This is a genomic window from Bacteroidales bacterium, from assembly GCA_035299085.1.
Taxonomy (GTDB): Bacteria; Bacteroidota; Bacteroidia; order Bacteroidales; family UBA10428; genus UBA5072.
Genome location: DATGXG010000013.1, coordinates 142,046 through 162,282 on the forward strand (window position 1 = coordinate 142,046; position 20,237 = coordinate 162,282).

Sequence of the window (20,237 nt, forward strand, 5' to 3'; positions counted from 1 at the left end):
CTGTGTACATGAGTTCCACTTTATCATCAGAAGAAATTCAGATTAAAAGGGAGTTTAACGAACTGCTTGAAAGCTGTGTCCGCTGCAATAAACGCAGTGATAAGGCACTTATCCGCAAAGCTTTTAAAATGGCATACACGGCACACAACGGAGCTCAGCGTGTATCTGGCGAACCCTATATATTGCATCCCATAGCCGTTGCCAAAATTGTTACCCAGGAAATGGGACTGGGTGTAAAATCGATTGTAGCTGCATTGTTGCATGACGTTGTTGAGGACACAGAGTATTCTCTTGAAGAAATCGAAGATCATTTCGGATCAAAAATTGCTTCCATAGTTGAAGGGTTAACTAAAATTTCCGGAGTTTTCGATAAGAATTCAACCCTTCAGGCAGAAAATTTCAGGAAGCTCCTTCTTACGCTTTCGGAGGATGTGCGGGTGATTCTCATTAAGCTTGCCGACAGGTTGCATAATATGCGGACACTCGGCTCGCTGCCGGTTGCCAAGCAAATGAAAATATCGGCAGAAACTCTTTACCTGTATGCTCCCCTTGCCCACAGGATGGGATTCTATTCAATTAAAAATGAACTTGAGGATCTTAGCCTGAAATACAGGTATCCGAAAATATTCCAGGAACTTTCGGAAAAAATCAGAAACCAGGAAAAAAGCCACCAGGTATTTATTGAAGAATTTGCCCGGCCTATTAAGGAACAGCTTGAAAAAAACGGAATATCGTATGAAATAAGCGGCCGTTATAAGTCGATTTATTCCATATGGCATAAAATGCAAAGCAAGAACATCCCTTTTGAAGAGGTTTATGACCTGATGGCCATTCGTATTGTTTTTGACCCTCTTCACAATATTCCTGAAAAGACTCAGTGCTGGAATATCTATTCCATGATCACCGATATTTACATGCCAAAACCTGAGCGCATCAGGGATTGGGTAAGCACACCAAAGGCAAACGGTTATGAAGCGCTCCATGCCACCGTTATGGGTCCGAAAGGAAACTGGATGGAAGTTCAAATCCGGTCAAGGCGTATGGATGATATTGCTGAACGCGGGTTTGCCGCTCACTGGAAATATAAAACCGAAAACTCCCAGGAAAGTGAACTTGACAAATGGCTGAAGCGGATCAGAGATATGCTGGCCAACCCGAATTCAGATGCGCTTGAATTTCTTGATGATTTTAAGCTGAATTTGTTTGCTTCAGAGATTTTTATTTTCACTCCCAAAGGAGATACCCGCACATTGCCCGTTAACAGTACTGTTTTGGACTTCGCATATGAAATTCACAGTGAGATAGGTCATAAAGCAATCGGAGCCAAGGTGAATCACAGGCTCGTGCCCCTATCCTATATTCTTAAAAGCGGCGACCAGGTTGAAATCATCACTTCCGATACTTACAGACCCAGGCTCGAATGGCTTGATCATGTAATTACGCTGAAAGCAAAGGCCGCCATTAAGGATGCACTGAAATCTGAAAATAAAGGAAGGATTGAAAAGGGTAAAAGAATCCTTGAAGATAAGTTAATGGAAGTGAAGCTCAGGCCCAATGCACGAATACTTCAGAAAATGCTGCTGGCCTATGAAATTACAAGCAAGGATGAGCTTTACAGTAAAATAGGAACCGGAATTATTCAGCTTGATGACCTGGAACAGGTATTAAAGCAGAATACAAAAAATAAGTGGGTTAATTACTGGAGCCTCCAATTAGGCAAATCAGAGAACAAGCTTCCTAAAAAAGTGCAGGCCCATCCGCATCACAGGCAGAAACCGGTTTTACTCAGGGAAAATATCTACAGTGCAACAGCTGATTATTCGGTTGCAAAATGCTGTAATCCCATTCCGGGTGATAATGTGATAGGTTTTAAAAATGATGTGGATGACAACAATATCACCATTCACCAGGCCAAGTGTTCCACAGCAATAAAACTTCTTTCAAGCCACGGTGATTTACTGGTTCCGGTTAAATGGACAACCCATAAACTGTTGTCCTTTCTCGTTAAAATTGCAATGAACGGCATTGACCGCTTCGGTATTTATAATGACATTACAACCGTAATCAGCAAGGAACTGAATGTAAATATCCGTACGATCAATCTTTCAAGTCATGACGGCGTATGGGACGGAACTATCGACATTTACGTTCATGACGCCAAAGACCTTAACAACCTGTTGATGAGTCTGAACAAAATCAAAGGCGTAAATGCTGTAAAACGGGTTGAGGCACTTACCTGATCAATTTAAAATAATTCTAAATAATAAGATGCCTGATTGATATTTTAATTAATTTAGCTTCTTAAAATATCATTGGGAATATGGTTTCCACAGAAACAAAAGAGACTGTTAAAAAGATCTTCATTAATTATCTTGAAAAAAAAGGTCACCGGAAGACTCCGGAACGTTATGCTATCCTTGATGAAATTTATTCGAGGGAAGGACATTTTGATATTGAGACCCTGTATTTGTTTATGAAGAACAAGAACTACCGGGTAAGTCGTGCCACACTATACAATACGATTGAATTGCTGCTCGACTGTAACCTTGTAATCAAGCACCAGTTCGGAAAGAATATTGCACAGTTTGAAAAGGCTTACCAGTGCATGCAACATGATCATCTGATCGACATGGATAACGGAAAAGTGATTGAATTCTGTGATCCCAGGATGCAGGAGATCATTAACACTGCCTGTGAACTGAACGGATTTATACCATCGCATCATTCACTGTATATTTACGGAAGAAAAAAAGACGTTTCCGAGAAACGGAGTAAAAATTCAGATTAAAAAAAATCACTACCTTCGGAATCGTTTTTTAATTCCCTTTGACAGCATGAAAGCAGACGTTTTATTAGGCCTTCAGTGGGGCGACGAAGGCAAAGGAAAGATTGTGGATGTACTTACTCCTAAGTACGATGTTATAACCCGTTTCCAGGGTGGCCCTAACGCAGGGCATACTCTTGAATTCAACCAGATCAAACACGTTCTGCACACGATACCATCTGGTATTTTTCATGAAAACCAGGTTAATATAATTGGAAATGGTGTGGTGATGGATCCTGTCATTTTTAAGAAGGAAACGGATGCCATTTATAAACTGGGTGTGAACCTGGTTCCGAAACTGCTTATTTCAAAGAAAGCCCACCTGATCCTGCCTTCACACCGCATATTGGATGCCGCTTCAGAAGCAGCAAAAGGATTGACGAAAATCGGCAGCACGCTTAAGGGAATCGGTCCTACCTATATGGATAAAACAGGAAGGAACGGACTCCGTGTAGGTGATATTCTGAGTGATGATTTCCGGAAAAAATATAATGCACTGAAGCAGAAACACATTGATTTGCTCAGGCTGTATAATTATACATACAACATTGAAGAACAGGAGGATGCCTGGTTTGAAGGAATTGAGGAAATCCGTAAATACAGGATCATAAATTCCGAATATGAGATCAACCACCTGCTGGCATCAGGCAAGAAGGTGCTTGCAGAAGGTGCACAGGGAACCATGCTCGATATTGATTTCGGATCATACCCGTTTGTCACTTCATCCAATACAATAAGTGCAGGTGCCTGCACAGGACTTGGTATTGCCCCCAACCGCATTGGTGATGTTTTCGGAGTATTCAAAGCGTATTGCACACGCGTTGGCAGCGGTCCTTTCCCTACCGAATTAAATGACGAAACAGGAAATCTCATACGTGAGAAAGGGCATGAATATGGCGCAACTACAGGCAGGCCGCGCCGTTGTGGTTGGCTTGATCTCGTAGCTCTTAAATACTCCATAATGATCAATGGCGTAACCGAGCTTTATATGACTAAGGCCGATGTTCTTTCCGGCTTTGATGTGATAAAGGTATGCACGGGTTATAAATGCAAAGGACATATCACCGAGAAACTGCCGGACGATCTTTATGATGTTGATTCAGCAGAATATGTTGAATTCAAAGGCTGGAGCCAGGATTTATCACAGGTTGAGAATGACAGGGACATTCCGGAAAACCTTCAGGATTACATTAAGTTTATTGAAAAAGAAACCGGTGTTCCGGTAACCATTATTTCACTGGGACCGGACAGGAAACAGATTATATTCAGGTAGACGAACACCTGACATCGTCCGAAGGACCTGTCAGGTTGGATTATTTCTTCACCGGCAATTCCAACCCGTATCCCGAAGTCTTGTCGTCTTTCTTCAACATGAAGGCAAAGAACAGGGCTATAAATCCAAGGCTTGAGAAAAGGATCATAGCATACGTATAGTTGAGCGGGCCCGTATTTCCCTTATTCGTGACATCAAGCACATAACCGGCCAGGATAGGAATAGCAAACAACCCCAGATTTTGTGTACTGAACATAATTCCATAGGCAGTTCCAAGCTTCTTTTCCTCGACAATCCGGGCAACACTTGGCCACATGGCAGCGGGAACCAGTGAGAAGGCTATACCCAGCAATGCACACAGGAAATAAGGATTTGTGTGAGTGAAGGCAAATGTAAGATGTGCCCCGATAAGGATCAGCGATCCGAGGATCATCAGGCTTGCAGCCCTTCCTTTCTTATCAACCAATGCACCAAAGATGGGTGTGAACAGTACGGTTCCCATCGGTAGCCAGAATGTAATATCGCCGCTTGTCCTCTCAGAAACTCCGTATTTATTAAGGAAGAAATCCGGTGCATATTTAAGGAAAGGGAAAAAGGCAGCGTAAAAAGTAATGCAAAGCAGTGTTATAAATATGAATGACCTGATTTTCAAAATACCGGTAACATCAGATATTTTAAATTCTTCAGTCGGATCCATTTTCGGATTGGCATCCTTTATTTGTTTGTCGAGCCTGTAGTCATTAAACAGGTATATCAGGAAAGTCAGGAAGGTAATAGACAACAGCAAAACACCAAACCAAATGGGCATCAGCCAGTCGATTTCTTTAAAACGGGGTCCGAGCTTAATGGCCAACGCTGTGCCAAAACGGGCAATGCTAAGGTTTACAGCAAAAGCCAGGGCTATTTCACGGCCTTTAAACCACTTCACAATAATTTTATTGAATACAACTATGCTGGTTTCTGCGCCAAGTCCGAAGAACAGCATTCCGAGAGCCATCATCTTAACGGAAGGTGAAACTGAAGTAAGAAAAGATGACATGAGTGCATAACCGGGACCGCCGTTATTGTAATAATTTGAAGCTCCATACAGTGTAAGCCACGCGCCAATAAGCATAAAAATAGCGAATACGGTTCCTGTAATTCTTATTCCGATACGGTCAAGGATTATTCCACCCAGTATAGCCATTAGCAGGAATGTGTTCGGAAAGGCATAAAAGCCCTGAACAAGTCCGTAATCAGTTGAACTAAAACCAAGCTTTTCTGTAAGAAGGTGTTTTATGGGAGTCAGCGCATCATAGAAATAGTAATTGGAAGCCATTAATAAACTCACCAGAAGCAGCATGCTCCAGCGAAACCATGTTTTGTCGCGTAAATACATTGTATCAAAAATAATTGAGGCATCAAATATAACAGATTTATTGGATTATCTTTTACTCAATCCATACAGATACCCGTATAAAGCCATCTTTCCGCGCATGGTTTGCTGTGGGGTGAATTCGGAATGAGACCACACATAGCGGGTGTTGAAATAACCTTCTGATTTAGGCCATTTGGCATAGTCAGGGTAGCATTTTGATGTCAGCCAGCTCGGCATGTGCATCACCATTCCTTTTCCCCAGTCGTTTGTGTTCAGATAGGGTGTGTGACCCGGGTGCATACCAGGTGTGCCATCGTCACGACCGGATGTGTAGGCATTCTCAACAGATCTTTTCCCTTCAAAAGCAGTTGTGGCCGTTGTCATCTGGATCATATTCAGGGGATTTCTTCCAAGGCCCCAGTCAGCTTCAAGATACAATGCCTTTTCAAATTCCTGTTTCTGTTGCATGTTATCGGTGATGGCATGAGCGATCATCGTTCTGTCCACGTTTTGTTCAGTTTTGAAATGACCTGTGGCTTCATCGGTGGCTCGCCTGGAAGGCCTGATTGATATATAACCTGCTTCGGCTTTTTCCGCTTCTCGAATAACCGAGCTTTTCATAAAGCCATACAATTTCGGAAAATGGATTTTCTGATCGGTCACCAGGTAAACTGCGGTTGACCATAATTCGTTCATATGTTTGCCAAGAATCTCCGCTTCATCCGATTTGATCCGCGAGTTGTTGTTCAGATCATTTTCAAACGATCTGTCTCCTGTAACAGTGTAGAGGCATGCATCGGCCAGCAGGCGAAGCTCCATGCCTGTTATATCGATATCTCCTACATTCTGTGATTTGTCAAGCATTTTATCGGGCAACTTCATGGCATAACTGTAGGCGTTCAGTGCCGAATCCCTGTATTGCTGCATCAGCCGGTTTAAACCGGCGTTTTTGAAAGCCACTGCCAGCATCGAACTGTTGGCTGCATTGGCCCAAGCGGCCATAGCGGTATTTGCAGCCTGGTAAAAACGGTTTTGTTTATCCAGACAGCTTATGCCATGACTGTATCCCTTTCCGTCCCTTAACATGAGCCAGAAGTCCACTTCATTGCAGGCTTCATCAAGCAAGTCAGGAATTCCGTTACCGCTTTCCGCAATTCCGAGGTTGTCATCAGAAAGCTTGCCTTTTGTAAGGATGTAAGGTAACAGCATATCATAAATGATTGAAACATGTCCGAGGTGACGGTCCCAGTCCAGCGCATCGGAATGCCCGCCGTGTACAACCCGGTTCATCTTATCACTTACCGTATAGCGTGCCCAGTCTTCTGGTCTGTCCCACACGTCGCCTCTTGAAAATGTTCTCCATTCCGGATGATAAGGGTTCATGGAAGTGATATAAACGCTTGTATTTTCAGGTGATTTGCCGGGGATGTAAAGCGGCCGCCGGGGAATGGGCCTGATCTTGGGTGTGCTGTCCTGCCCGATCCGCATGTAAAAAAAACCAAGAGTTGAAATACGGAAAGGTTCAAAATAGACATCGGGATTTATTCTGAACTCCTGGCTGCACCCTACTCCGTCAACCACTATCCTGTAATTCCCCGGTTCAAAGTTACCTGTAACATCCGCATTCCACACATCAGCTGCCGTTTGATCATAATATCCCTGTTCAATTGCAGCTTTTTTCCAAAAAGTCACATGACCGGCTTCAAATTTCTTTTTTGTACCTGTATTGTAAAGCCATACTTTGTTGTTTTCATATGCGGAAAAATCACATGAGCCACCATCACCAAGCCATTGATACAAATCGCAGGCTTTAATTTCACTGCCCGCTGTATACCCGGCAAGATTCACATGAATTGCTTCGGAGGTCAGGTTGAAAACATCAAATGTAAATGTCTCTGATGAAAGATGGGTGTTCGTAGCCGGGTTTATATGGAGTGTATAAGTTTTATGATCCTGAAGCGGCCGTGGCAACCGGATATAAATGGTATGTTCCATTGTGACTTCGTAGTGAAAATCCGTTTTATTCCATTCAAATTGGGCCAGCCCGTTAGGCTTTGATTTCCGGAAACAGGAAAGAGCATTTAATCCCCCTTCACCATACTCATTGTCATCCGATGATGTGATTTTCCAGTTGGCGGAATCACTGCACGCAGCAAGATTTAGCGGCACACCATAAGTGATCAGAATGTTGTTCTGTGGATCATTAATAGTTTCAAAGGCGCCTTCACCTTTACCATCATCAACAAATTTAACTTCGCCATCTATAAATTTAACACACAGGAAATCCTTGTTCACAATGCTCACACTGACCAATTGAGAGGCTTTTACAGAAAAGTGGAAAAAAAAGCAAAGAGCGACGGGTAAAAAAGCTAATTTATTCATAGGTTTACAATTATCATTTATCAGGAAATCAGTTGAGGGAATGGCAGAAACACGACAGGAAAATACAGCATTTAAGTCGATATTTGTTTACTTTTCTAAAATATATTTACATCTTTGCAAACCTTTTAATGTCTTTTTAAACTTAAATATTTAAGCATTAATATCATATGAAAGAATCAGTTGCTATTTTATGTGCAGGTGGTCCGGCACCCGGAATCAACACGGTAATCGGATCAGTTGCAAAAGTGTTTCTCAATGCAGGTTATGATGTACTGGGAATTCATGAGGGATATAAAACCCTGTTCACCGATTCTCCGAATTTTGAGCATCTCGATTTCGCCTTTGCCGACAGTATATACAGTCGCGGGGGTTCAGCACTGAAGATGAGCCGCTATAAACCCAAAGATGACGAGTTTAAAACCGATTTCTTTACAAAGAATAATGTGAAATTGCTTGTGACCATCGGTGGTGATGATACTGCTTCAACAGCCAACCGGATAAGCAAGTTCCTGGCAAACAATAAGGTTAAGATGTCGAACATCCACGTTCCGAAGACAATCGACAATGACCTTCCGCTTCCTGAAGGCACCCCTACTTTCGGATATCATACAGCAAAAGAAGAAGGTGTAAGAATTGGTACCACTTTATATGAAGATGCCCGCACAAGCGGCAACTGGTTTGTAGTTTCAGCTATGGGCCGTGAGGCAGGCCACCTTGCCTTCGGTATCGGCACTGCCTGTCATTACCCGATGATTGTGATTCCTGAAATGTTCAATAAAACCAAGATCACTTTCGATGCCATCACCAAGATGATCATTTCTTCGATGATCAAGAGAAAGATCCTGGGAATTGAATACGGTGTTGCAATTGTCAGCGAAGGTGTTTTTCATTTCATGAGCGACGAGGAAATTGAAGGCACAGGTATCAATTTCACCTATGATGACCATGGCCATCCTGAGCTGGGCAATGTAAGTAAGGCTCATATCTTCAATATGCTTGTTCAGCGGAAGCTTAAAAAACTGAACATTTCAGTGAAAAGCCGTCCGAACGAAATCGGCTATGAGCTGCGCTGTGTAAGGCCGATTGCATTCGACCTGAGTTATGCAACCATCCTGGGAACCGGTGTTATGAAGTTATTCCAGGACGGTGTTTCCGGCTGTATGGTAACCCAGACACCTGCAGGCGATATCCTTCCGCTTTACATGAAAGATGTAGAAGATGAGAATGGGAAAGTAAAACCGCGACTGGTTAACATGAATTCTGAAAAAGTAAAGCTTGTTTTTGAAAACAACCTGCATTACATCACTCAGAATGACTATAAGGCAGCGAAAAAATATCTGCCCGATCCCGAAGAATATAACTTCAAAAAGATTCTGAACTGGTAGTTCAAATAAAAGCAGGGCCTCAAACCCTGCTTTTTGTTTAAATTTACATATCTTTATGTATATGAAATTCATAAATCCGTAAAGCATTTTTCATGACTGCTTCAGCTAAAAAGAAAGGTTCGATAGCCATTCTTACAGGTGGCGGAGATGTTCCGGGCCTTAACCCGGCCATACGTGCAATTACAATAAGAGCATTGAGGGAAGGGTACCAGGTGATCGGCCTGCGCAGAGGATGGGCCGGAATCATGGAGCTCGTTCGGGACAAGAAGGCAGATAACAGCGAAAAATACATGGTGCTTACTGAAGAAATAGTGAATAAGGCCGGGAGAACGGGCGGTACTTTTCTTCATACATCGCGTACCCGTCCCAGCCATGTACCCAAAGCCATGGTTCCCCCACACTACCAGGCCAGGTACAACAACGAGATGAATGATCTCACAGAAGAGGTAATTAAAAACCTTGAATATCTCAATGTGGAGTACCTTATTCCCATTGGCGGTGATGATACGCTCAGTTATGGTGTCAGATTGTATTCCGAAGGAGTTAAGGTAGTTGCTATCCCGAAAACAATGGATAATGATGTTCCGGGAACCGATTATTGCATCGGTTTCAGCACGTGTGTCACACGCACCATCCAGATGTGTAACACGCTTCGTACATCAGCGGGTTCACATGAAAGGATACTGGTTATTGAAGTATTTGGCCGGTATGCGGGTTTTACGGCTATGCTGCCTACAATGGCAGGAGCTGCAAACCGTTGCGTGATCCCTGAACACCGGTTCGATCCTGATTTATTGACGAAGCTTTTAATTGAGGACCGTGAAAAAAACCCAAGCCATTATTCGGTTGTACTGGTATCTGAAGGAGCCAAAATGAACGGGATCAATGAGACTTCACATTTGTCTGTTTCTTCCCAGGATGTATACGGACACAGCCTGAGCGGTGGAATCGGAGAACTTGTGTCAGAAAAAATAAGGGAACTTTCACCTTCTCATTGCGGTGGAAAGAAGGTGAATACAATTTATCAGCAACTGGGGTACCTTGTCAGAGGCGGAGATCCGGATGCCATTGATTCTATCGTTCCTATGGCATATGGAAACCTTGCACTCGACCTTATTTTAAAGGGTATTCACGGACGGCTTGTTGTTTTACGGAACGGCCGCTATGATAATGCGCCTATTGATGTGGTTACAAGCACAAACAAAGTGATTGACATTAAAAGGTATTATAATGTGGAACGATACCGCCCGCATTATAAAAGCTTTGAATTCCAGCCTTTATTTATAATGGCCTGAATTTATTTTTGCCTGTAAACCCAAGCCTCAGGCTGAAGGTCTGTACGGAATTTATCAATGGCAGCAACACTTTCACGATAATTATCATATGATCTTGCCGATACCATACGGAATTCACCGGGACCGGGAAGAATCTCAGCTTCATAACCCATTCCTTTAAGTTTCTGGGCATAGTTATCAGCATTGGCACTCACTTTAAAACAGCCCACTATCATATAATACCTGCCTGTAACGGCAGAAGACGTCTGAATGGATTGCTCAACAGGAGTTGCTGCCTGGGTGCTTCCCGGCGCATAATTAGCTGTTGAATCGTAAGTTTGGGCTATTGAATCGGAATCCGAAGAAACAATTTGAACGGGTTTGGGAGACGACTTCCTGAAATATTTGCATCCGCTGCAAAACAGCACTGTTAAAATCAGAACGTAAGCCAGGTTTTTCATGATGTAATTATTGGATGTAACAATGGTATTCAATACATTATAAACAAATTTACCAAAATAAGTTTGTTGTTATGTTATTCCGCCGAAGTTTTCTAAATTTACTGATACTGTATACTAAATAATTTATAAAAAGTTGCATATGACTGATCTATCCACTGTTTTTGCCGGTATTAAACTTAAAAATCCCATTATAATTGGCAGTTCAGGTTTATCCGATTCTGTCGAAAACATTGTTGAACTTGAAAAATCAGGTGCTGCAGCCATTGTCCTTAAATCGCTTTTCGAAGAGGAAATCCTGAAGGAATTAAATGCCAGTATGCAGCGGATGAGTTCTGAAGGATTTTTGTATCCTGAGACAGTTGATTATTATGAGCAGCTTGAATCGCCCGCCGAAGCTACAGTCACTTACCTTGACCAGATACGTCGTGCAAAACAGGCAGTCAGTATTCCAGTCATTGCAAGTATCAATTGCATTACCGCATCGCAATGGACTTATTTTCCTCTTCAGATTCAACAAGCCGGAGCCGATGCCATTGAACTGAATATTTTTGTTCTACCCAGCGATTTTAACCGTCGGCCCGAAGATAACGAAAGAGTGTACTTTAATATCATTGAGCAGGTTAAGAAACAGGTCAGCATACCAATTATTGTTAAACTGAGTTATTATTTTTCAAACCTCGCCGCTTTCCTGCAAAAAGTTTCGTTCTCCGGTATCAAAGGACTTGTATTATTCAACCGGTTCTATAATCCCGACATTGATATCGAAAACATGGAATTTACATCAGGCGGTGTTCTGAGCAGCCCCAGCGATTTTTATATGTCACTGCGTTGGGTAGGAATTCTCTCGGGTAGAATGGGATGCAACCTGGCTGCATCCACCGGTGTACACGACGGTTCCTCACTCATAAAAGTGATGCTTGCAGGCGCAAATGCCGTTGAAATTGCATCTACCGTATATATAAACGGGTACAACCAGGTTCAGATCATGCTGGACGAACTTGAAAACTGGATGAACTCGAAATCATTCAGTTCGGTCGAAAGCTTCAGGGGAACTATGAGCCAGTCGAAAACAACGAATCCCGCAGCTTTTGAAAGAGTTCAGTTCATGAAGTATTTTAGGGGATTCAGGAATTCCTGATTATACAAGGTCCCTGGCTTCCTCAGGCATCCAGTGCTTGTCTTTTCCTTCCCATTTAATAGTGCATCCTATGGGATTGGTGAGTTTTACACTGATTTCACTGCCACTTGTGAGTTCGGTTAGAACACGGTCAAGGTCATTCACCGTTGATTGTGCTGCGTCACGCGGATTATCGAGTGCCCTGCCTGTGTAGACCAGTTTTCTTTCCTGGTCAAATACAAAAAAGTGAGGAGTCCTCAAAGCACCGTATTGAATTGCCGTTTCCTGGCTCTCGTCATGCAGATATGCCCAGGGAAACCGGTATTGCTGCATACGCCGGATCATATGATCAAAATCATCCTCGCGGTATGTGTTGGCACTGTTTGAATTAATGGCTACAAATCCGACGCCCTGCGGATTGAATTTTTCTGCGGTCTGCCGTGTAATCTCATCGGAACCCAACACATAGGGACAATGATTGCATGTGAAGAAAACCACAAGGTATTTATAAGTACTGAAGTGTTTAAGTTCATATAATTTCCCGTCAGTACCCTTTAACCTGAAATCGGGAGCAGTCTGTCCAAGTTGCAGTGTGAAACTCATAATTTTAAAAATTTCACGGTATAACAATTTTTTGTATCCAAATGTTTATGAAGCATCTAAATGATCCTGAGATCAGACATACATGATTTTATTTTCTCAAAAGACCGTTCAATGTTGTTGTCAAGTCCGATTGAAAACCGGATTAAGCCTTCACAAAGTCCCATCTCACGCTGCAATTCTTCGGGAACTTCGGAAGAAGTGCTCTTACCCGAGTTACTGAATAACGTTTTAAAGTATCCAAGGCTCACAGCAAGGTATCCTACGCCCTGGAGCTGGAGGTTTTTCATGAGTTCATTGGCAATATGGGATGTCTCGAGTTCAAGAACAACCATTCCGCCATAACCATATCCCTTATTCAGCATGCTGTTAAACAAATTATACTGAGGATGACCCGGTAAACCGGGATATCCGACCTTCAGACCCAGCTTTTTCATTTCGGTAGCCACATACATGGCATTGTGCCCGTGCTGCCTGATTCTTACATGCAATGTGTGCAGGTTTTTCCAGATAGATGAGGAGCGCATCGGATCAAGCACCGGTCCGAGCAACATGGCAGTTCCGTCATTCACATTTGAAAGGCTGTCAATGAACTCCCGGCTTCCGCAAATAGCCCCGGCAACACAATCGTTTTTGCCGTTTATGAATTTAGTCATACTGTACACGGTGATATCCGCACCAAGCCTTGCCGGGGTAAGCATCATCGGACAGAATGTATTATCAACCATAAGAAGTACATTGCTGTCATGGGCAATCTGCGCCAGAGAAGGAATGTCTGAAATCTGCAAAAGCGGATTTGTCATGGATTCAGTATAAATCAGACGTGTATTCGGACGAATTGCCTTTCTCACACTGTCGAGATTGGTAATATCCACAAAGGTGACCTGTATGTTAAAACGTGGCAGGTAGTTTTTCAGAAAGGCATATGTACCGCCATAGGTTGTAACGCTTGTAATGATATGATCTCCGGCTTTGCAACATTGCAGGATCGAGCAGGTAATTGCCGCCATTCCTGAAGAAGTAACCCATGCAGATTCGGTGTCTTCCATGGAGGCCAGCGCATCAGCCAGATATTTGTTGCTGGGATTCCAGTGCCTTGAATAAAGAAAGCAACCTTCGGTATGACCCAGAAAGGTTTCGGTCATAGTTTCAGGATCCATGAAAGTAAACGTGGATGAATCGGTAATACCCGGATTTACACCTCCGAATTCATCAAACTGAAGCATGTCCTGTATGCGCGTTGCCGGATCAAAAGTGTTTTTCATAACCAACTTATTTTTAAAAAAATTACTCCTTTCTGCCTGCTATAACAATGATTTATTACCATAGCAGAGGCATAAATTTTTATCCCCTGATATCAGACATTAGCCATTCGGTTTTCACCTTTCATCAAGTAAGTTTTACTCACGTCTCAAACTGTCGTATATCCATTCAAAACAAAACAACAAAACAATGTTAACCGACTTAAGTAGCAAAACCATACTGATCGCTGAAGATGACGAAATCAACTATAAATACCTGAATTTACTGTTATCCAGAAAAACGGGTATAAACATTTTATGGGCTATCAATGGCCAGATAGCCATTGATTTTTGTCACCAATACAAACATATCGACATCGTACTTATGGATCTTCAGTTGCCGGTTATCGACGGACTGGAAGCCATAAGGCAGATTAAATCATTCAGGCCGAATCTTCCCATCATCGTTCATACGGCCAATGCCTATGGAGATGAATGTGAAAAGTGTTATGAAGCTGGTTGTGACGAATATATAACAAAACCAGCCAGTTTTGACCAGTTGTTGTATAAAATTGAAAATCTGCTGACGCCTGTTCACGCTGCGAAAGAATAATTTATCTGATATTTTTTTTATATTGCAGGTAAAACACCTGCACCATGAAAACTTTGATAAGTCTGTTTGAGGATTGTGTAAAAAAATACAATGACAGTGTTTTCCTCCTTGAAAAAAAGAATAATAAATATATCGGTTCCACTTTCAGAGAAGTTCACGAAAAAGTATGCCATTTTGGTGCCGGTTTGGTTGCCATGGGTGTTGAAAAGGGCGACCGGCTTGCTCTCCTGGCTGAAGGCAGGAACGACTGGGTTGTTGCCGAGCTCGGTATATTTTACGCCGGTGCCATTAATGTGCCACTCTCACAGAAGCTTACAGAACCGTCTGAAATAAAATTCAGGCTTCAGCATTCAGGTACCCGTTTCGTTATCGTATCAAAAACGCAGGCAAAAAAAGTTCTGCCTTTAATGGATTCATTGCCTGAGGTTGAAAAAGCGATTCTCCTTGATCAGCAGCCATCCTACGAAAAAAACGAAATTTCATTTTCCGAAATCATGAACCGGGGAAAGGAATTACTTGCCGCGGATCCTGAAAAATTCAATGAAAGATGGATGTCTGTTAAAGAAAGCGATTATGCCAATATCTGTTATACTTCCGGAACCACGGCTGATCCGAAAGGAATTATCTTAAGTCACCGGAATTACACGGCTAACATTGAACAGTCATTAAGCCTTTTCGTCATACCCAAATACTGGACTACCCTTCTGTACCTGCCATGGGACCATGCTTTTGCGCACACTTGCGGAATCTATACCCTTATGTCGTGCGGTGCCAGCGCTGCATCGCTGCAGACTGGGGACACTCCGATGGAAACCCTTCGGAATATACCCATTAATATAAAAGAAAACAGGCCCTATTTTTTAATGAGTGTCCCTGCCATCGCAAAGAATTTCAGGAGTAACATTGAAAAAGCCATAAAGGATAAAGGAGAAACAACCGAAAAGCTGTTCAACACAGCCATGAATATGGCTTATGTATATAACGGGAATGGATGGAATAAAGGGAAAGGTCTGAGATTTCTGCTAAAGCCATTGGTTGTGTTATTCGATAAAATACTTTTCAGTAAAGTCAGGGAGGCTTTCGGAGGCCGGCTTGAATATTTTATAGGAGGTGGAGCAATCCTGGACATGGATCTTCAAAAGTTTTTCTATGCCTTAGGGTTTCCGATGTACCAGGGATATGGCCTGACTGAAGCATCCCCGGTGATTTCTTCCAATAATCCGGATAAACACAAACTCGGTTCATCAGGCACCCTGGTAAAATATATGGATCTCAAAATTTGTGACGACAAGGGAAACTCTTTACCTGCAGGAGAGGAAGGCGAAATCGTGATCAGGGGTGAAAATGTGATGGTGGGCTACTGGAAAAATCCTGAGGCCACTGCTGACGCCATAAGAGACGGATGGCTTTATACCGGTGACCGGGGTCATATTGACAAGGATGGTTTCCTTTATGTACTGGGCCGTTTTAAAAGCCTGCTGATCGGTGATGACGGTGAAAAATACAGCCCCGAGAATATTGAAGAGTCACTCGTTTACCATTCAAAATATATTGACCAGGTATTGTTATATAACAATCAGAACGCTTACACTACGGCACTCATTTATCCCAACGCGGCAGCGCTTAAAAGTTTTATTGCCGAAAGGAATCTTAAACCGGGAGATGAAAATACCTTCACTGAAATCGTCAAACTGATTAAGGGTCAGATTGACATGTTCCAGTCGGGCGGTAAACATGGCAATATGTTTCCTTCGAGATGGCTACCCTCGACTTTTTCAATCATCTCAGAAGGTTTTACCGAGGATAATCATTTTCTGAACAGCATGCTGAAAACGGTAAGACCGAAAATCCATGAACATTTTAGGGAAAGATTCAATTATATGTATACGCCCGAAGGAAAAAATATAGTGAACCTTCAAAACCTGAATGCCGTAAAGGCAATATTGAAGTGATTTGTAGTTGACTTCTTTTTGGGGTAAATTTGCAGGATATTCCTGGTCATTAAATCTTTTATATCTGAATGGATAAACCATCTGTTATTGAATTACTCAAGGATAGAATATTGCTCCTTGACGGTGCCATGGGCGTGCTTGTTCAGGGCTATCACCTGAAAGAGGAAGATTTCCGCGGTGAGCGCTTTAAGGATTACCGGTATGATGTTAAAGGGAACATCGATCTGTTATCGATTACCAAACCTGACCTGATTCAGGGTATACATGAACAATATCTTGAGGCCGGAGCTGATATTATTGAAACCAATACATTCAGTTCCACCTCGGTTTCACAGGCTGACTATCACCTGGAGGAACTTGTATATGAACTAAATTTTGAATCGGCCAGGATTGCAGTAGCTGCTGCAAATAAATACACGCGGCAGAATCCGGGGAAACCCAGATATGTTGCCGGTTCGCTCGGACCTACAAATAAAACAGCATCCATGTCGCCTGATGTGAATGATCCCGGATACAGGGCTGTATCTTTTGATGATCTTGTTGGTGCCTATGCAGAGCAGATCAGGGGATTATCAGATGGCGGTGCAGATTTGCTACTGATCGAAACAATTTTTGATACACTGAATGCTAAGGCCGCCCTTTTTGCCTGTGAAAACTTTTTTAAGGCTACAGGGAAAAGACTTCCTGTAATGATATCAGGAACAATAACGGATGCAAGCGGAAGAACCTTATCAGGACAGACCATCAGGGCTTTCCTTACATCTATGTCACATGTCAGGCCTTTGAGTATAGGAATAAACTGTGCACTGGGAGCAAAAGAGATGATGCCCTATGTTGCAGAACTGGCGAAATATGCACCTTTTTTTGTAAGTGCGCATCCCAATGCCGGGTTGCCGAATCAGTTCGGAACCTATGATGATACGCCGGAGATTATGACCCATCAGCTCCGTCAATACCTCGACGGGGGTTATATAAATATTATCGGCGGTTGTTGCGGAACAACTCCAGAGCATATCAAAGCGTTTTCAAAACTTGCAGCCGGATATAAGCCGCGTCAAGTGCCCGAAAACACCCATGTAACAAGCCTGAGTGGACTGGAACCTCTTTTTATCACACGTGAAAGTAATTTTGTAAATATAGGAGAAAGAACCAATGTGGCCGGGTCGATCAAATTTGCAAAGATGATCCGTGAGGAGCAATTTGAAGAGGCCCTCTCAGTTGCCCGTGAACAGGTTGAAGGAGGCGCACAGGTTCTTGATATCTGCATGGATGACGCCATGCTTGACGGAGAAAAATGTATGGTAAGATATCTCCATTTGCTGATGTCTGAACCGGAAATTGCGAAACTTCCCGTGATGATTGACTCCTCGAAATGGAAGATCATTGAAGCCGGTTTAAAATGTGTCCAGGGCAAATCGATTGTGAATTCGATAAGCCTTAAAGAAGGCGAAGAAGCTTTTGTTGAACAGGCATCCAAAGTAAAACAATATGGTGCTGCAGTTGTCGTAATGGCCTTTGACGAGAAAGGCCAGGCGGATACATTCGAGAGGCGCATTGAAGTTTGCAGCCGGGCCTATCGCATTCTTACCGAAAAAGTGGGATTCGACGCTGAAAATATCATTTTTGACCCCAACGTACTAGCTATCGGAACCGGGATTGAAGAGCACAATAATTATGCTGTCGACTTTATTAAAACGGTAGAATGGATTAAAAAGAACCTGCCGTATGCCAAAGTCAGCGGTGGAATCAGCAACCTTTCCTTCGCATTCCGCGGCAACAACGCCATTCGTGAGGCCATTCATTCCGTTTTTCTTTACTATGCTATAAAAGCCGGCCTCGATATGGGTATTGTCAACCCGGGTATGCTTGCCGTTTACGATGATCTTCCGGCTGACATGCTTGAGATGGTTGAGGATGTGGTTCTGAATCGCCGTCCCGATGCAACAGAAAGACTGATTGCTTTTGCAGAAACGTTGAAAAAGCAGGATAAAAAAGAAGAAAAAGCTGATGAATGGAGATCTGCACCTGTTGAAGAAAGAATCAATCATGCTCTTGTGCGTGGTATTATTGACTTTATCGAACAGGATGTACTTGAAGCCAGGCAAAATTACCCGAAAACCCTGCAGGTAATTGAAGGACCTCTTATGGATGGCATGTCCAAAGTCGGCGATCTCTTCGGCGCCGGAAAGATGTTCCTTCCACAGGTTGTCAAAAGCGCCAGGGTCATGAAAAAAGCGGTTGCCGTTTTGCAACCGTTCATTGAGCAGGAAAAAGATCCAAATGCCCTGTCATCTCATCGAAATGCCGGTAAAATCGTACTTGCCACCGTTAAGGGCGATGTTCATGATATAGGTAAAAACATAGTGGGTGTAGTATTAAGCTGCAACAACTACGATGTGGTTGACCTGGGTGTAATGGTTCCCACTGAAAAAATTGTGGAAGCCGCTCAGGCCGAAGATGTGGATATTGTTGGTTTAAGCGGACTCATAACACCTTCGCTTGAGATCATGAGCGAGATCGCGAAGCAATTTGAAAAGAACGGGTTGAAAAAGCCGCTGCTGATTGGTGGTGCTACTACTTCGAAAATACATACCGCTGTAAAGATCACTCCCAATTACAGTTCACCTGTCATTCATGTCAAAGATGCATCCAAGAGTGTGGGTGTGGTGAGTAATCTTTTGTCCGACACACTGAGGGATAATTTTGTTGCACAATCTATGAAGGAATACGGCGAACTCCGTGAGAGTTATAAAACAGCGCGTGAAAAGGTAGCATATGTTTCGCTTGAGGATGCCCGCAAAAATAAATTCAGGATTGACTGGGATAAAACAGAGATAAAAGTTCCGAATTTCACCGGGTTAAAATATTATATCGATTATCCCATTACCGAGATCCGGGAATACATAAGCTGGGTATTTTATTTTGTGATCTGGCAGCTCAGAGGCAAGTTCCCTGACATCCTCGACGACCCCAAGCAGGGTGAGGAAGCGCGTAAACTGTTTACCGAAGCCAACAAAATGCTTGACAGGATTGAAAAAGAAAAAAGCCTTTCAGCCAATGGCGTGCTGGGCATATTCCCGGCCAATTCAATCGGTGATGACATAGAAGTATATAGTGATATTAACCGGAGTAAGGTTTTGAAGGTATTCAAAAACCTGAGAAACCAGGAGCTTAAGCAGGACGGGCCGAACCTTTGTCTTTCAGATTTCATTGCGCCTAAGGAATCCGGTAAAATCGATTATCTCGGGGCATTTGCTGTAACCGGAGGACTTGGAATTGACCGGTTGCTTGAAGAATTCGCAGCCCAACTCGACGATTACCAGGGTATTATGATCAAGGCACTGGCTGACAGGCTTGCAGAAGCGTTTACAGAACTGCTTCACCTGAAAGTGAGAAAAGAAATATGGGGTTATGCGCCGGATGAAAACCTGTCGCTTGATGACCTGTTGCTTGAAAAATATAAAGGAATACGTCCTGCCCATGGTTATCCTGCCTGTCCCGAACATTCAGAAAAAGAGACCCTGTTTGAACTTCTTGATCCGGAGAGGAAAACAGGCATTTCATTAAGTGAAAACTTTATGATGATGCCTGCCGCTTCTGTCAGCGGACTGATTTTTGCCAATCCGTTGTCGAAGTATTTCTTTGTCGGAAATATTTCCCCTGACCAGGTCAGTGATTATGCCATGAGAAAAGGGATGACCGTTGACCGGGTTGAATCATTGCTTGCCTCAAACCTTAATTATAAATAGCATCCTGTT

14 protein-coding genes are annotated in these 20,237 nt (G+C 42.9%); 9 read left to right on the top strand and 5 right to left on the bottom strand.

Going from position 1 to position 20,237, the window contains the following annotated elements; all coding sequences use genetic code 11:
• Positions 1-8: 8 nt before the first annotated feature.
• The 3 genes from VK179_02980 to VK179_02990 all read left to right on the top strand — a co-directional run bounded on the left by VK179_02980 (position 9) and on the right by VK179_02990 (position 4,097).
• Positions 9-2,240: a RelA/SpoT family protein gene (locus tag VK179_02980; protein HLO57675.1), complete on the top strand. Its 2,232-nt coding sequence runs from the start codon at positions 9-11 to the stop codon at positions 2,238-2,240.
• Positions 2,241-2,320: 80 nt separating this feature from the next.
• Positions 2,321-2,788 (top strand): transcriptional repressor, encoded by a 468-nt coding sequence (locus VK179_02985; GenBank protein HLO57676.1) that lies wholly within the window; start codon positions 2,321-2,323, stop codon positions 2,786-2,788.
• Between the two features lie 46 nt (positions 2,789-2,834).
• Positions 2,835-4,097, top strand: a complete 1,263-nt coding sequence (locus tag VK179_02990) for an adenylosuccinate synthase (GenBank protein ID HLO57677.1) — start codon at positions 2,835-2,837, stop codon at positions 4,095-4,097.
• 40 nt (positions 4,098-4,137) lie between these two features.
• On the opposite strand, the gene VK179_02995 is transcribed toward VK179_02990, so the two are convergent.
• A complete protein-coding gene (locus VK179_02995; protein ID HLO57678.1) occupies positions 4,138-5,475 on the bottom strand; it encodes an MFS transporter in 1,338 nt (445 codons plus the stop codon).
• A gap of 45 nt (positions 5,476-5,520) precedes the next feature.
• Positions 5,521-7,836 carry a hypothetical protein gene (locus VK179_03000; protein ID HLO57679.1) on the bottom strand — a complete coding sequence of 772 codons (2,316 nt, stop codon included), beginning with the start codon at positions 7,834-7,836 and terminating at the stop codon, positions 5,521-5,523.
• A gap of 167 nt (positions 7,837-8,003) precedes the next feature.
• Here VK179_03000 and VK179_03005 point away from each other — a divergent pair, with 167 nt between their 5' ends.
• Together VK179_03005 and VK179_03010 are read left to right on the top strand one after the other, a co-directional pair.
• The gene (locus tag VK179_03005; protein ID HLO57680.1) at positions 8,004-9,221 is read left to right on the top strand and encodes a 6-phosphofructokinase; all 1,218 of its coding nucleotides are present in this window, start codon (positions 8,004-8,006) and stop codon (positions 9,219-9,221) included.
• A gap of 92 nt (positions 9,222-9,313) precedes the next feature.
• Complete coding sequence (locus VK179_03010; GenBank protein HLO57681.1) at positions 9,314-10,516, top strand: 6-phosphofructokinase; 1,203 nt, start codon at positions 9,314-9,316, stop codon at positions 10,514-10,516.
• Positions 10,517-10,518: 2 nt separating this feature from the next.
• On the opposite strand, the gene VK179_03015 is transcribed toward VK179_03010, so the two are convergent.
• Positions 10,519-10,956, bottom strand: a complete 438-nt coding sequence (locus VK179_03015; GenBank protein HLO57682.1) for an SPOR domain-containing protein — start codon at positions 10,954-10,956, stop codon at positions 10,519-10,521.
• Between the two features lie 139 nt (positions 10,957-11,095).
• Here VK179_03015 and VK179_03020 point away from each other — a divergent pair, with 139 nt between their 5' ends.
• Complete coding sequence (locus tag VK179_03020; protein HLO57683.1) at positions 11,096-12,094, top strand: dihydroorotate dehydrogenase-like protein; 999 nt, start codon at positions 11,096-11,098, stop codon at positions 12,092-12,094.
• Here the strand turns inward: VK179_03020 and VK179_03025 are convergent, their stop codons facing one another.
• Both VK179_03025 and VK179_03030 read right to left on the bottom strand, forming a co-directional pair.
• Positions 12,095-12,676: a thioredoxin family protein gene (locus tag VK179_03025; protein ID HLO57684.1), complete on the bottom strand. Its 582-nt coding sequence runs from the start codon at positions 12,674-12,676 to the stop codon at positions 12,095-12,097. It abuts the gene before it with no gap.
• Between the two features lie 56 nt (positions 12,677-12,732).
• On the bottom strand, positions 12,733-13,938 hold the full coding sequence (locus VK179_03030; GenBank protein HLO57685.1) for an aminotransferase class V-fold PLP-dependent enzyme: 1,206 nt from the start codon (positions 13,936-13,938) through the stop codon (positions 12,733-12,735).
• A gap of 187 nt (positions 13,939-14,125) precedes the next feature.
• On the opposite strand from VK179_03030, the gene VK179_03035 reads away from it, so the two are divergent.
• The 3 genes from VK179_03035 to metH all read left to right on the top strand — a co-directional run bounded on the left by VK179_03035 (position 14,126) and on the right by metH (position 20,228).
• Entirely contained in the window at positions 14,126-14,527 is a 402-nt protein-coding gene (locus tag VK179_03035; protein ID HLO57686.1) for a response regulator, read from the top strand.
• 44 nt (positions 14,528-14,571) lie between these two features.
• Positions 14,572-16,479 carry an AMP-binding protein gene (locus VK179_03040; GenBank protein HLO57687.1) on the top strand — a complete coding sequence of 636 codons (1,908 nt, stop codon included), beginning with the start codon at positions 14,572-14,574 and terminating at the stop codon, positions 16,477-16,479.
• 68 nt (positions 16,480-16,547) lie between these two features.
• Positions 16,548-20,228 carry a methionine synthase gene (metH, locus tag VK179_03045; protein ID HLO57688.1) on the top strand — a complete coding sequence of 1,227 codons (3,681 nt, stop codon included), beginning with the start codon at positions 16,548-16,550 and terminating at the stop codon, positions 20,226-20,228.
• The last annotated feature ends 9 nt before the right edge of the window (positions 20,229-20,237 follow it).